General features: G+C 67.3%; 12 protein-coding genes and 1 pseudogene. 8 read left to right on the top strand and 5 right to left on the bottom strand.

The annotated features are described in order from the left end of the window. Positions 1–1,351 (top strand): annotated as a pseudogene (locus FFK22_RS09280) (hypothetical protein); the annotation flags it as partial. Between the two features lie 167 nt (positions 1,352–1,518). Here the strand turns inward: FFK22_RS09280 and FFK22_RS09285 are convergent. Together FFK22_RS09285 and FFK22_RS09290 are read right to left on the bottom strand one after the other, a co-directional pair. Next, positions 1,519–1,752, bottom strand: a complete 234-nt coding sequence (locus FFK22_RS09285) for a type II toxin-antitoxin system Phd/YefM family antitoxin (protein ID WP_138885899.1) — start codon at positions 1,750–1,752, stop codon at positions 1,519–1,521. A gap of 154 nt (positions 1,753–1,906) precedes the next feature. After that, complete coding sequence (locus FFK22_RS09290; protein WP_138885898.1) at positions 1,907–3,205, bottom strand: hemolysin family protein; 1,299 nt, start codon at positions 3,203–3,205, stop codon at positions 1,907–1,909. Between the two features lie 324 nt (positions 3,206–3,529). Here FFK22_RS09290 and FFK22_RS09295 point away from each other — a divergent pair, with 324 nt between their 5' ends. Continuing rightward, on the top strand, positions 3,530–3,727 hold the full coding sequence (locus tag FFK22_RS09295; RefSeq protein ID WP_138885897.1) for a hypothetical protein: 198 nt from the start codon (positions 3,530–3,532) through the stop codon (positions 3,725–3,727). Positions 3,728–3,936: 209 nt separating this feature from the next. Here the strand turns inward: FFK22_RS09295 and FFK22_RS09300 are convergent, their stop codons facing one another. Beyond that, positions 3,937–4,473 carry a hypothetical protein gene (locus FFK22_RS09300; protein ID WP_138885896.1) on the bottom strand — a complete coding sequence of 179 codons (537 nt, stop codon included), beginning with the start codon at positions 4,471–4,473 and terminating at the stop codon, positions 3,937–3,939. Positions 4,474–5,061: 588 nt separating this feature from the next. Here FFK22_RS09300 and FFK22_RS09305 point away from each other — a divergent pair. Further along, positions 5,062–5,514 carry a hypothetical protein gene (locus FFK22_RS09305; RefSeq protein ID WP_138885895.1) on the top strand — a complete coding sequence of 151 codons (453 nt, stop codon included), beginning with the start codon at positions 5,062–5,064 and terminating at the stop codon, positions 5,512–5,514. Between the two features lie 24 nt (positions 5,515–5,538). On the opposite strand, the gene FFK22_RS09310 is transcribed toward FFK22_RS09305, so the two are convergent. Continuing rightward, positions 5,539–6,009, bottom strand: a complete 471-nt coding sequence (locus FFK22_RS09310; protein ID WP_138885894.1) for a hypothetical protein — start codon at positions 6,007–6,009, stop codon at positions 5,539–5,541. A gap of 1,073 nt (positions 6,010–7,082) precedes the next feature. On the opposite strand from FFK22_RS09310, the gene FFK22_RS09315 reads away from it, so the two are divergent. From FFK22_RS09315 to FFK22_RS09335, 5 genes are all read left to right on the top strand, one after another. Further along, complete coding sequence (locus FFK22_RS09315; protein WP_138885893.1) at positions 7,083–7,670, top strand: recombinase family protein; 588 nt, start codon at positions 7,083–7,085, stop codon at positions 7,668–7,670. Positions 7,671–8,322: 652 nt separating this feature from the next. Then, positions 8,323–9,666, top strand: coding sequence for a hypothetical protein (locus tag FFK22_RS09320; protein ID WP_138885892.1), 1,344 nt, complete (start codon positions 8,323–8,325; stop codon positions 9,664–9,666). Between the two features lie 284 nt (positions 9,667–9,950). After that, positions 9,951–10,310: a hypothetical protein gene (locus tag FFK22_RS09325; protein WP_138885891.1), complete on the top strand. Its 360-nt coding sequence runs from the start codon at positions 9,951–9,953 to the stop codon at positions 10,308–10,310. A gap of 189 nt (positions 10,311–10,499) precedes the next feature. Beyond that, positions 10,500–10,721, top strand: a complete 222-nt coding sequence (locus FFK22_RS09330; RefSeq protein ID WP_138885890.1) for a hypothetical protein — start codon at positions 10,500–10,502, stop codon at positions 10,719–10,721. Positions 10,722–10,817: 96 nt separating this feature from the next. Next, on the top strand, positions 10,818–11,660 hold the full coding sequence (locus FFK22_RS09335; protein WP_138885889.1) for a hypothetical protein: 843 nt from the start codon (positions 10,818–10,820) through the stop codon (positions 11,658–11,660). A gap of 156 nt (positions 11,661–11,816) precedes the next feature. Here the strand turns inward: FFK22_RS09335 and FFK22_RS09340 are convergent, their stop codons facing one another. Next, positions 11,817–13,424 carry a site-specific integrase gene (locus FFK22_RS09340; RefSeq protein ID WP_138885888.1) on the bottom strand — a complete coding sequence of 536 codons (1,608 nt, stop codon included), beginning with the start codon at positions 13,422–13,424 and terminating at the stop codon, positions 11,817–11,819. Positions 13,425–13,477: the final 53 nt, after the last annotated feature.

Here is a 13,477-nt window from a genome sequence, read left to right on the forward strand (position 1 = left end):
CGAGCTCGAAGTCGTCGAAGGCATGCAGTTCGACCGCGACGAGTCGATGCGCGAGCGCGAGGAGGTGGCGGCCGAGATCGCGGCGCTGCCCGACGGCGAGGCCCAGCGCCGCGCCGTGAGCGAGATCCGCTCGGCCCTGGCCGAGGCGCGGTCCGGGCTGGGCGCCCGGCAATCGGCGCTGGAGCGGCTGCAGCGCGAGGCCGGCGGCCGGCGCGGGCGGCTGCGCGCGATCGAGAGCGAGGTGCAGGGCTGGGACAGCCGCGCGAGGGGCAGCGCCGACCGGCTGGCCGAGCTGGAGGCGCGCCTCGAGGAATCGCAGGCGACGCTGCTGGAGCTGGACGCAAGGCCGGCCGAGATCGCCGCCCGGCGCGAGGCCCTGATAGGCCGGATCGACGAGGCCGAGCGCCGCCGCCGCATGGCCGCCGATGCGCTGGCGGTCGGCGAGCAGCGCCAGGAGGCCGCGGACCGCGCCCTGCGCGCCGCCGAATCCGCTTTGGCCGAATCGCGCGAGGCCCGGGTGCGCGGCGAGGCGGCTGTGGTCGCGGGCCAGACCGCAGTCGAAGGCCTGCGCAGCCGCATCGCCGAGCGTCTGGACTGCGCGCCCGAGGCGGTGGCCGGCCTGGCCGGGCTGACACCGGACGCGCCGCTGCCCGATCAGGAGGACATCACCCGCAGGCTCGACCGGCTGAACCGCGAGCGCGAGGGCATGGGGCCGGTCAACCTGCGGGCCGAGGTCGAGATCGTCGAGATCGAATCGCAGCACACCCGGCTGTCGGCGGAGAAGGAGGACCTGACTGCCGCCATCGCCAAGCTGCGCCAGGGCATCGCCTCGCTGAACCGCGAGGCGCGGGAGCGGCTGGTGGCCAGCTTCGACGTGGTCGACGGCCATTTCCGGGCGCTGTTCACCCGGCTGTTCGGCGGCGGCAAGGCGCAGCTGTCCCTGACCGACACCGAGGACCCGCTGGAGGCGGGGCTGGAGATCTTCGCCAGCCCGCCGGGCAAGAAGCTGCAGCACCTGTCGCTGCTGTCGGGCGGCGAGCAGGCGCTGACGGCGGCGGCGCTGATCTTCGCCGTGTTCCTGACCAACCCGGCGCCGATCTGCGTGCTGGACGAGGTCGACGCGCCGCTCGACGACGCCAATGTCGACCGGTTGTGCACACTTCTGACCGAGCTGGCGGAGGGCGGCCGCACCCGCTTCCTGATCATCACCCACCACCGCATGACCATGGCCCGGGTGAACCGGCTCTACGGCGTCACCATGATCGAGCGGGGCGTGAGCCAGCTGGTCTCGGTCGACCTGGAACAGGCCATCCGCCACTCCCAGCCGCACCAGCAGGAGCTGGCGGTCTGAGGTCGGTCGATGTTGCCGTTATAACCAACGGCCCGAAATATTGACCGTCATGGCGAGCCCTGAAGGGGCGTGGCCATCCAGCGGCGCCGGCCTCCTGGATGGCCACGGCGCTGCGCGCCTCGCCATGACGGGAAAGAACCGGAGAATCGATCTCAAGGCTGCCGATGTTACCTGCCGCCTTCCCAGGCTGAGAGGTCGTTCTCGTCGAGCGGCTCGAAGAAGTCCGGCACCGGACCGCTGAGCTGGTCCGACAGCAGGCCGATGCGGAACTTCCGGTGCGGAATCGGGACCAGCTTGGCCACCGGCCGGCCTCGCCTGGCGATCACCACCTCCTCGCCGGACAATGTAGCGTCGATGAGCTTGGACAGCCGGGCTTTGGCTACAGCGACGGTCACCTGCATCGGATGCTCCATCGGCTGATGCTCGGCGGGGCTTACAGAGGACCACGTTCGTCCATTCCTGTCATGCCCGGGCTTGACCCGGGCATCCAGACGATGTCGAGACCTTCTGGATTGCCGGGTCAGGCCCGGCAATGACAAAGGGGTTCCGAAAGCCTTACGGCTCCGTCTGGTCCACCCGCACCAGCACCTTGTCGATGCGGTTGCCGTCGAGGTCGATGACCTCGTAGCGCACGCCGTTCTCGGTGAAGCTCTCCGCCACCTTCGGCAGGTGGCCGAGGTGCCAGAGCACGAAGCCGGCCAGGGTCTGGTAGTCGCCGTCCTCCGAACGCAGGCCGCGCAGGCGCAGCAGGCGCTCGACCTCGTCGATCGGGATCATGGCGTCGACCAGCCAGCTGCCGTCGTCGCGCCGGACGATCGAGTAGCCGCCGGCGATGTCGGTCAGGTCGGCCACCTCGCCGGCGATCGCCGCCAGGATGTCGCTCGGCGTCACCAGCCCTTCGACGCTGCCGTATTCGTCGACCACCACGGCGAGGTGGATCGGCGCGCTGCGGAAGGTGGTCAGCAGCTTCAGCGCCGGGGTGCCGTCTGGCACCACCAGCGGCGGCCGCATGGTCTCGGCCACGTCGAACGGGCCGCCGCCGAGCATGCGGTCGAGCAGGTCCTTGGTCTGGATCACGCCCTCGAGCTCGTCCAGCGAGCCGCGTGCCACCGGGAAGCGGCTGCAGCCGCTTTCGGCGATGGTCCTGCGGATCTCGTCCGGGCTGTCCTCGAGGTCGACCCAGACCATCTCGTGCCGCGGTGTCATGATCGACCGCACCGACCGGTCGGCCAGGCGCAGCACGCCGTCGATCATCTCGCGCTCGGCCTCGACGAAGACGCCGGCCTCGGTGCCCTCGGCGATCAGTGTCTTCACCTCCTCCTCCGTCACCGTCTGGGCGGGGACGGCGGAGACGCCGAGCAGGCGCAGCACCAGCTCGGTCGAGCGCTGCAGCAGCCAGACGATCGGGGCGCCGACCGCCGCCACCATCTGCATCGGCCGGGCGACGCGGGCGGCGATGGCTTCGGCATGGTTCAGCGCGATCCGCTTCGGCACCAGCTCGCCGATGATCAGCGAGAAATAGGTGATGGCGACCACCACCAGGGCGAAGGACAGCTCGTCGGCCCAGGGGGCCATCCCGGGCAGGGTGACCAGCCAGTCGCGCAGCGGCACCGACAGGGTGGCGCCGCCGAAGGCGCCGGCGAAGATGCCGATCAGGGTGATGCCGACCTGCACGGTCGACAGCAGGCGATTGGGGTCCTCGGCCAAGGCGAGGGCGGCGCGGGCGCCGCGATGGCCCTGTTCGGCCATGCCCTGCAGCCGGGCGCGGCGGGCGGAGACCAAGGCCAGTTCCGACATCGCGAAAAAGGCGTTGATCAGGATGAGAGCCACGACGATGACGAGTTCGACGATCATCGGCGGCCGCTAGACGGAGGTTCGTCCGTCTCTTCGCTGTGGGAAGCAGGCATAATGCCGGCTGAGATACAGGGTCGGGCGCCCCCGCGTCCACCGTCATGCCGATAATATTCGGCGGAGCGATGGTCGGCGGGGGGCAAATCTGCCCGGATCAGGGCCGGTTACACCGGCATCCCGATCATCATCTGGAATGGCGGGTCAACCGGAGAGCCGCAGAAATCCTAGGTTCCCGACATCGTCGGTCCCCACCCGGTGGTACACCCGGAGGGCATGGAAGGCAACCCGCAAGAGGCCCGTGAGAGGGCCAGTACAGGAGTTGCGACCATGACTGACCACAGCGCCGCCACCGCCCAGGAAACCACCGTCACCGAGGCGACCACGGCTACCGTACCGTGCCTCGCCCATGGCGGCGATCGGGCCTTCTCCCGAGCCTGCCGGTCCTGCGCCGCGTTCGCATTGACCTGCTTCCCGCCCCATCCGTTGGCCAAGGCCGCCCCCGCCACCGTGGAGGCTGCCAAGTGATCGCAGGCGGCATCGCTCCAATGGCCCTGGCGTTCGTGCTGGGGCTGTTCCTCGGGACCGGCGTCGGGTGCCTGATCGTGTCGCTATGCGTCGCAGCGGCGCGCAGCCCACAGGCCGAGCCCCCGAGGAGGTCAGGGCCGTAGCAAAGCCCATCAAGTGCTAGACGAGCACCGGCGGCGTCCCTCACGGGGCGCCGTTGTGTTTCAGCCTCACCCCTGCTTTGGCTCGGTGGCAATGGCGCGGAGCTTCGGGAGCAATTGGTCCGCCATGGCCTGGGCTTCGGCCCAGACTTGAAGCTCCTCCTCGACTAGTTCCAGCTTTCCGTCTGGCGCCAGTGCATCGAACCTGCCCCGCTCGACCTCTATCAGCGTCGTACGAACACCAGCAATCCAGGTGTAGAGCCGAGCGAGATCGGACGCCACGGGGCCGAGAATGCCGATATCCGCCATGCGGGCCTGAGCAATGGGAAACGGATCAAGCGGCCCCTCATCGGCCCGCAACCAGCCCCCGATTGGAACACCATCGATTGCAAGCTGCCTTCTGATGCGCTGCGCCCTCTCCACATGGCCCCTCCGGTGGACGATGGCGAAGTAGCCTTCCAGTTCTGCTGCCAGGGCCGCTGCAAGCCCCCTGCGGTTCTCTTCCCGGTCCCGCTCCGCAAGCTCCCGCTGGCTCCCGTGCGCAACACGCGCCCCGACCCACACACCCAGAATGCCGATCCCGCCAGAAACGAGCGCGGACAGCAACTCGGATGCCCATCCAGGTAGATCCCCACCGCCCATGCTGGCGCCCCTCCCCAAGGCCACGACTGGGTGACTGTACGCGACACCGAGCATGAGGCGGTAGGGAAGCCCCAGCGATCACGGGCGATCCGAACGGCCCCGGTGGGGCTGCCCCGGATGGTGCCGTCGAGAGGCAGCTTCACGCCCAGACCAGGGACAGAAGCAGGAGGATGACGACCATGTGCTTGAGCGCGATTTCGATGGTGATCTTCATGATGCCCTTGCGTTGCGGCTAAGTGCCAATCCAGGCGTCGCACGATCGCGCCACCCACTTCATAGAGCCGGCATGATAAGTCAAAAACAAGTATTTAAATTGGAAAATTTGCTCTCTTTGTGGATAACCCACGCGATAGGCCAGTGAATACCCAGTGAAGAAACGGTGGTTATTTTCCATGAGCCGCAGACTTGCGCGCCCTTCATGTCACAGCCGGGAGGAGCACGAGCAACCGCGCCCTGAAGGCCGCCCCTTAACACCCTCAAAACACTTGCAAATGCCCAGCGGCGCGCGCTTAGCTGAATACGTTTGGATCAGCCATTGTTCAGGTGATTGTCATGAAGACCAATTGGCAGGCCTCAGCCGTCCTCGCGGCGGTGACCCTTGTAGCGTCGTGCTCGATACAGCGAGCCGAGACCGCATCCACTGCGCAGAAGCAGATGGTCGGGATGTCGCGAGAGCGCGTGCTTGCGTGCATGGGTGTGCCGGCAGCGCGGCTGGCCGAAGGCAGCACCGAGGTGTGGACCTATGGCTCCGGAGGCCGCACCGATACCTTCGCCGCAGGCACCTCGACCACGACCGCGAGCGCAATGGCTTACTCGTCCGGGGTCGCCACCGGGTTCGCCACCACCAACAGCTTCGGCTCCAGTTCTACCCGAGCCCGCTATTGCGTCGTCAACGTGGTGATGATCGGGGGACAGGTCTCGGCGGTGAACTACGCTGGCCCTACCGGGGGACTTCTCACGCGAGGCGAACAGTGCGCCTACGCGGTCCAGAACTGTGTCCAGTGAAGCACAGCAGCGCGCGGCGGGAGCCTAGAGATCCCCTGTAGGGGCCACGAGAAGGGCCGCGATCTGATCCCCGCTCAGGGCATGGGCGGGGGACCTCAGGAGGGCTTCGGCGATGCGCTCCACGGCGGGCCGGTGCCGGTTCAGAAGGTCGCGAGCGATCTTCTCCGCTGCCCGCCACTCTCCGACCTGGGCCTCATTATCGTCGGGGAAGGCCGCCTCCAGTTCGTCATGGATCTTCCTCCAGTCTCTCGCCGCAGCCATGTCGTCGCCCTGGGCTTCGATCTCCGACAGGTTCGCCCCCAGGTCGCCCGCGTGGAGCATCACAAGATGGTCCCGAAGGGTCACGCAGGCCGGTGGCGCTGCCTCCGTCGATCCGGACCAGTCGTCAGGGCTGATCCGCGCGGCGCCCAGCGTCCACCCCATCAGGTGGGCGGCAACGACATGCCCCGCCTCGTGCCAAGCGGTGCGACGAAGCTGGGGAACGATGGTTTCCATGGCGCGGCCCTCTGCGAGATCCGGGGTCATAGCGCCCAGAACAGCAGCAGTAGCACCACCACCGCCACGACGAAGCGGGTCAAGCGCTCACCACCGATGCCGACGGTGATGCTGAGATGGAGGTGGCCCATGCCGATGCTCCTTGGATGTTCTTCGCCTGAGGGCGAGCGGCGGGCCGCAATATAATACAGCTCACGACAATTTTCAATATATTCGACTATGTGTGTTATCCACAACATTTCGTTACTGATGTGGCGGATAGCACACATGCCGACCGCACCCCACAGATACTTGCACCGATTGAGAAGAGGCCACTTTAAACTGCCACCGCACCTCCGGAGACCCTCAAGGTGCCCGGATGGAAACTGGAAAAAAATTCGAGGGGGCATCGAACATATAGAGAAGGGCGGGCTTCCCCCCGTAGGGGGGCGCGTCCAGCGCCCTGGGAAGAGGTCGGCCACTGCGGACCTCATGGCCCCGCGCGGGCTCGCTCGGTGCCCGTGAAGGGAGCAAGAGGCCGGCCACGGCCGAGCCAAGGCACGGTCCATCCATCCGGGAAGGCCCGTTGCCCCAGTGGCCATGGGCCACCAAGCGTCACGGAAGCGCCTAGGTCGGCCGCTCTTGCCCGCCGCTACCTCACAGCCTAGGCCAGCCTGCTGCCGCCTGTCCGGGGCACCCTCGCCGCTGCTCCTGCTGCTGCCCTGGCGGCTGCCCACCCTGGCTCGCGGTGGCCGCCCGGACACTTGAGCCGAGGGGATGATCCCCGCGCGCTGTACCGGCCGGGTCATCCTTTCAGGCAGTGCCCCAGTTTTGTTTCAATATGTTACAATCGCCTGACAAATTAATTGTGCACACATCCTCAGCGACCCGCCAGTGACCCCACCACATGGCGGGTCGCCTCATGTTCGGGCCGTGACGAGCCGCGGGGCCGAGGGCTGCCGCTTCAGGCTGCCTGTTCACAATCGACCGGTTTCGGACACCTCCTCCAGCCCTGTCCGTAAAGTAGACTTGACACGATTCTGGGCATGTCCATATCCTGAGGCACCTTTACGGACACCCCAGGGGGATCGACCATGACCGCGACCACCACCCGGACCTTCGCCTATCTCCGGGTCTCGACCACGGACCAGACCACCGAGAACCAGCGCCAGGAGATCGAGGCTGCCGGCTTCAACGTCCAGCCCCGCCGCATGGTGGCCGAGACCGTGTCGGGCAGCACCAGCGCATTCGAGCGGCCCGGCTTCGCCAAGCTGGTCGACCGGCTGGAGGCTGGGGATGTCCTGGTGGTCACCAAGCTGGACCGCCTCGGCCGGAACGCGATGGATGTCCGGGCCACGGTCGAGCGGCTGGCGGGGATCGGCGTCAAGGTCCACTGCCTAGCCCTCGGTGGTGTCGATCTGACCAGCCCGGCCGGGAAGATGACCATGGGAGTGATTGCCGCCGTGGCCGAGTTCGAGCGTGATCTACTGATCGAGCGGACGCAGGCGGGATTGGTCCGGGCCAAGGCCGAAGGGAAGACGCTGGGGCGGCCCCACGGGCTCACCGAGGTGACCCGGAAGGAGATCGCTCAGAAGCTCACTGAGGGCGCGGCGGTGGCGGCCCTGGCCAGGGAGTACGGGACGAGCCGCCAGACCATCATGCGGTGCAGGGACGCGGCCTGAGGCCCTGAAGCTCGCTGAAGCTCGCGAATGCCGGACACTTATGCCCCCTGCCCAGCCCTGTAGCTCGCGAAGCTAGCGGCTGGTCCCCGTGAGGATCGCGCCGAGGCTCGCCCTGCGGGCTACGCGGGTTTCTCGTTGTGGGGCTCTGGGGCCATCGCGCGCCCGTCAAGGGCACTGGACAGAGGCCCCGGATGGGCTTCGACCGCAGCGGCCCCCTGGCCTGCGCAGAGGCACTGAGCATGCTCCTCAGCGATCTCAGCTAAGCCCATCAAAGAACTAGAGAATTCGCCTTCCGGCTGGAATTACCCGACACTTATCCTCCCGGAAGCGTCGATCGATTAGGTGGGACTTATGCCCCAAGGGACGGTCGCTCCGTCTCCGGCGGGCTGGTCCTGCGGCTGTGTCGCATGGCGATCCTCTCACGTGGTGGTGATGGCACCGCCCTCGGCCGTTGATGGTCGGGGGCGGGATGCCGCCGCCACCGCCGCGAAGCTCCACGATGTTCCCTGTCTCACGGGGTGTCTGGACGGAGTTTTCGCAGGAGGAGGGGGAGCGGCGCCCTTCCCCGTCACGCCACCCAACGGCCCCCAACGCCCACCTTCATCAACCACCTAACCGGCCCGCCCTGAGTGGCTCGCCGAGGAGACCACCCATGCCCAAGCCACTCTGGGGCGAGGACGCCGCTACGCGCACCCGCCTGTTCGAACCGTATCGTCTGCCCATCACGGCCCCTTCCCGTGCCCTGGCAGACACCTGTTGCGCCCTGATTGAGGCGGAGGAGGAGAAGCACCGGTTGCGGAAGCGCGCCCGCCGGCCCGCTGATCGAAACACATTCCGGTCCCTGGTCGCCGCCCTGGTCGCCGATCTGGCCTACCGCTGGCTGGAGACCGGAGGAGAGGAAGTCGCTGATGGTGATGGCGTCTGGCTGCCCGCTGGGCTGCGGCTGTCGCTGAGCCGCGATGCCCTCGGTCGCCGCTCTGCCCGCTACGTGCCGTCCTGGCTGGGCGTGACCCTGCGCGACATCATCGCTGTCATGGCCCGGCCCGACGTGGCCCTCGCGTCCCTCGAAGTGGGCGCCTGGGGGACCGATCACGGCAAGGGTACGCTGTCCATCATCCGGCCCGGACAGGCGCTGATCGCCCTGTTGGAGGAGGCCGCCTTCCCAGGGATCGGCTTCCACGACCTAGGCTTGTGTCCCACCGCTGAAGTCGTCTTGCTCAGGGCACCCGACGCCTCCTTCTGGGACCGTGGGAAGCTGGTCGACTACACCGACGATGCCGAGACCGATCGCCTCCGGGACGAGGTACGGAGCATCAACACGTGGCTGTCGCGGGCCGACATCACTGTCCTCCGGGAGCACCCTGGCGCAGGTCGTGTAGACCCAAGCCTTCGCAGGATGCGCCGCTGCTTCAACCGCTCGACATTCCAGTCAGGCGGACGGCTGTTCGGGGGCTTCTGGCAGCCGATGACCAGGGAGGAGCGGAAGGCGATCCGCCTCGACGGGGAGGAGACCATCACCCTCGACTACGGCCAGATCGGACCACGCATCCTCTACGGCATGGCCGGTCAGGTACCCCCAGCGGGAGACCTTTACAGCCTCCCGATGCTCGACGGACAGCATCGGGATGGCGTGAAGAAGCTGTTGGCCGCTGCCTCCTTCTACGAGGGCAACGGCAAGCCGATGAAACGACCGCCCGATGGCTGCCCAGAGCTGTTCCCCGAAGGGTTGACCATCAGGGCGATGCTCACGGCCATTGAACTGGCCCATCCGGGGCTGCGACCGCTGCTCTACCGGGGCCTTGGTCATCAGGCCCAGCGCACCGAGAGCGACATCCTCGTGGCTGTGCTGCTGAAGCTGCAGGCCATGGGCATCACGGCACTGCCCATCCATGATGCTGTCATCGTCCCCAGGTCCACCGCAGATGCCGTCGAGGTGGTGATGCGGGAGACGTTCAGGGAGATCACCCGGCTGCCCATCCAGGTGAAGCGAGAGTGAGCCCTGGGGAGAAGATCATCATCAGTCTCCCTTCGATCAGCACCGTATGGAGGCTGGCGCCTCTACTCCTTCCCTTCGGTCACACCTTCCAGCAGTGACACAGGGGATGGTGCCTATACCTTCACGGCCACCCTACTACGGGGATCGTAATTTCTCGCAGTTCTCTGCGGGTTTCAGCCCATCCAGTCCGTATACAGCCCGCCCGGCAATGGCTCGGCGGGCTTCTTCATGCCCACCCACCGCCACCTTGCCGGCCTCTGCCGAGCCTCCAAAGGATCAACACCATGCCCATCAGCCTCCGCAACCGGGGCGAGTTTCACCGCTGGCAGGGGAGCAGGCCCACCAGCGCGCCCGTTCACAGCACCGCCGAGGTGACCCGCACGACCACCCTCCCCGGCGCGATCACGATCACCGTCAAGGCCCTGGCCGAGATCCTGTCGGATGGGACCATTGGCGCCGGTACGGCCGTGGCCTGGGAACTGTCCGACCGGCCGGCGCTTGGCCCCGAGACCGAAGACGGGCGTTTCTACGATGCCTTCGCAGAGGCCGTTGAGGGCGCCTGGGGGGAGGCGATGCAGGATGCCCTTTCCCGTGGCCCGGCAGCGCCCAGGACGGGCGATCTGCCACCGCCGCCACCTGCGTAGCCCAGAACACGAACGGCCGTCCTAGCGCGGCCCGCCACGCCCACCACCACCCGCAGCCCGCCCGGCATCCCCGAGGCGGGTTTCGTATTGAAGAAGGACCACGACACCATGGCGCTACTGCGCATTGACATCGCACGCCACCACCGCCCCCGCTCCCTCCATCGGGCTTGGGGGATCGAGGACCACGACTTGAACGCCCTTTGCCGGAAGCTGGTCGCCGCCGGCTACCCGGACAGCCCGGCCTACACCTGGGATGGGACCGGCTACGGCATGCGGATCAAGTCCGTCCACCGCTACGCCCTGCTGACCATCCGCGAGGAGACCGGGAACGGCATCCCTCGCTACAGCAGATTTGAGCCATTCGCCGGGCCGCGTAGCGCCCAGGACGGCCTTCGTGAGGCTGCCGAGTAGATCGGTATCCCCGGACCAGAGCGCCTTTCCTATCGCGCCCCTGCACACCCCCATCACCCCACCATCGCGCCAATGAGCGCGGACAGGAGACACGCCATGAACCTCGACCACACCCAGGTCGGATACCTCCCGCAGGAGGAGCACCAGCGGCAGGCCTCCGCTGCCCCCTCCCGCCGCCGGAACGTCACCGACGCTGCCCCCGAAGATGCCGGTAAGGGCACCGTAATGGTGCCGCTGGCAGGCACCGACGAGCGCGCCCTCGTGGACCGCGAAGACTACGAGGTGCTGATACAGGCCGGCATCTCGCCCTTGTGGGTCAGGAACGACACCGGCAGCGGCCCCGGCAGGAAGCCTGCGGTGAAGGTCTGGCACGGCAACGGCATGGTCGCTGTCGCTCGGCTGATCCTCAAGGCCGGCTCCCGTGGTCGGGTGGTCTACGGCCCCGGCGGATCGCTCGACCTTCGGCGCTGTAACATCTCGCTGAAGACGGTCAACGCCCGTGGCGAGGGTGACGCTCGGACGGGTGTCATGCGGAAGCAGGCATGGGCATCCACTGCGAAGGGCCAAGCTCGAAAGCAGGCGAGGGCAGCGGAGAGGGCGCGGGAGGATGCCGCTGCAGCAGCCTTCAGGGCCGAGGCAGTGGCCCGTTACGACCGCTGGCAGGCGTGGATTGCTGCCCAGGTGGCAGCCGGCAGGAACCGGCAGCAGGCTGAAGCGGAGGCCATGCGACAGGCCCGAGCGGAGAAGGCGGCATACTGCGCAGAGCATGGGCTTGACCCGGCCACCGGTCGGCCGCCCAAGCCGGTGAAGGAGGAGAAGGGCACCAATCGGATAGGCACCCCTGCCCAGCCGATCCCCAGCGGCGACCACTCAGTGCAAGCACCTTGCCTTCAACCGCCCAGGGCCACTGTCGATCCCGCTCAGTTGCCCTTCAGGTGACGAGCGGATACCCCCAGGTTAAAACTGGGGGTGCTGTGCGGGCACCTCCCCTCATCAGATGAAGGGTTACCTCAAGAGGAATTTGGGGGAACTGCGGGAGGCCGGTTGGGAGGAGATGGTGTTGACCACCGCTTCCCCCCTGGCCCCATTCCGGCGCTACAGGCCCTCAGGCACCGCGATCCGGCACAGTTGGTCATGCAGCACCTTTACGGCGAAGCCCAGGCCGTAGCCGTCGCCAGCATTCCGGCCCGCCTCGTGGCCGAGGATGGCGTCTTGGACGTCCGGAGGTGCGCCGCTGTTGCGAAGCAGATCCTTCATGCGGTGACGCCATGAGTGGTTCGGCGCGATGCGGGGATCGTCGATGCCCATCCGCTCGACCCAGTGGCGCAGCGTGTTGGCCGCGATGGAGCCGCGCCGGCCGTACCGATCAAGGCCGATATCGGGGAACAAGGCGCCGTCCTTCGGGAGCCCTTCGGCGTAGGCGAGGAAGCCTTCAGCGATCAACTTGGGGTGGATCGGAAGACGACGGTGAGATGCCTCGGTCTTCAGGCTCCTGACGGCTGCGCCGCTGGGGGTTGCCTCCTCACCCTCGCTCTGGTCTTCGGTCACGACGAGGTAGTGGACGCCATCTTGTTCCCGCAGATCGGAGACCATGGGCTGGGAGACCTCCGAGACCCTGGCACCGGTGAACGCCATGAGCCAAGGCACCCAGCGCAGGTAGCCCGGACGGGATCGGGCAGCGGTCAAGAGGGTGACCGCTTCAGCATCGGTGAAAGGACGGCGGCCGGTGCCCTTCTTCGCCTTTGCGGCGGGCTTGCGGACGCCAGCAAACGGGTTGCCTGGGATCAACCCTTCGCCCACCGCATGGGTCAGTACGGTCTTCACCCTGGTCATGTAGGTGCCGATGGTCGAGGGCTTTCGCCCCGCCGCCTGCAGGCCGGTCTTCCAAGAGACCACGTCGTCCCTGGTCGCCTGTCCGAGGTGGCGGGGAGCGATATGGGCGGCGAAGGCCTCGACCGTCGTCTTGAACTGGTCGAACGTCTGGGGCTCGGGACGCTGGTCCGCCTGCCAGCCCTTCAGGACCGCATCGGCGGTCACCACAGGCCCCCCGGTCGGGGCTGTGGCAGGTTTCCCTGGCGGCTCCCATTCAGGGAACCGTTCGAGGCCCCCTGCGGGCGAGAAGTCGCCGCCGTCCTGTCGCGTCGCTGTCCGCAGATGGTCTGCCAGAGCCTTGACCATCTCCCCGACCAGCAGCCGGCGGGTGGGCTTGTCCACGGTGATGCCTTCATCCGACAGCAGCCGATCGAGGAACGGCCCGACATGCTGTTCGGTCGTGCTATCCGCGACCGCATCGGCGAGGAGATCGAGGCCGAGGGCGTTGCCCTCCTCGTTGTCGGGGTGTGCCTCGTAGACAGCCAGCATCTCGCGGAGCCAGCGACCGGACAGCGCGACGCACTGCCGATAGGACAGCGAAACCGGAGCCCCGTTCAGGGGCCGTTCAGGGAGAGCGACAGGGCCAGCATGGGCGGCAAGCTCCCGGCGAAGCTGGTCGCACTCCTGGTCGAACCTCAGGGACGCCTCAACGACCGCACGGCGGGCAGCATCAGGGTCTCGGGTGCGGAGGCTGAATGCCTCGTCCGTCTTCGGCGTGCCCTTGCCGGTGACGAACCGCCCCCGGCCCTGAAGGTCTTTCGGCACCTTCGCCTTGAACCAATACGTTGACCCTCGGCGCTTCAGTCGGGTATGTCTGGCCACGTCGTTCATGCCCCCGGTGGTACTCCTCAGGGGGACAGACGTGAAGTCGAAAGCCTAGGGAA

Source organism: Mycobacterium sp. KBS0706, from assembly GCF_005938675.2.
Classification (GTDB): domain Bacteria; phylum Pseudomonadota; class Alphaproteobacteria; order DSM-16000; family Inquilinaceae; genus Inquilinus.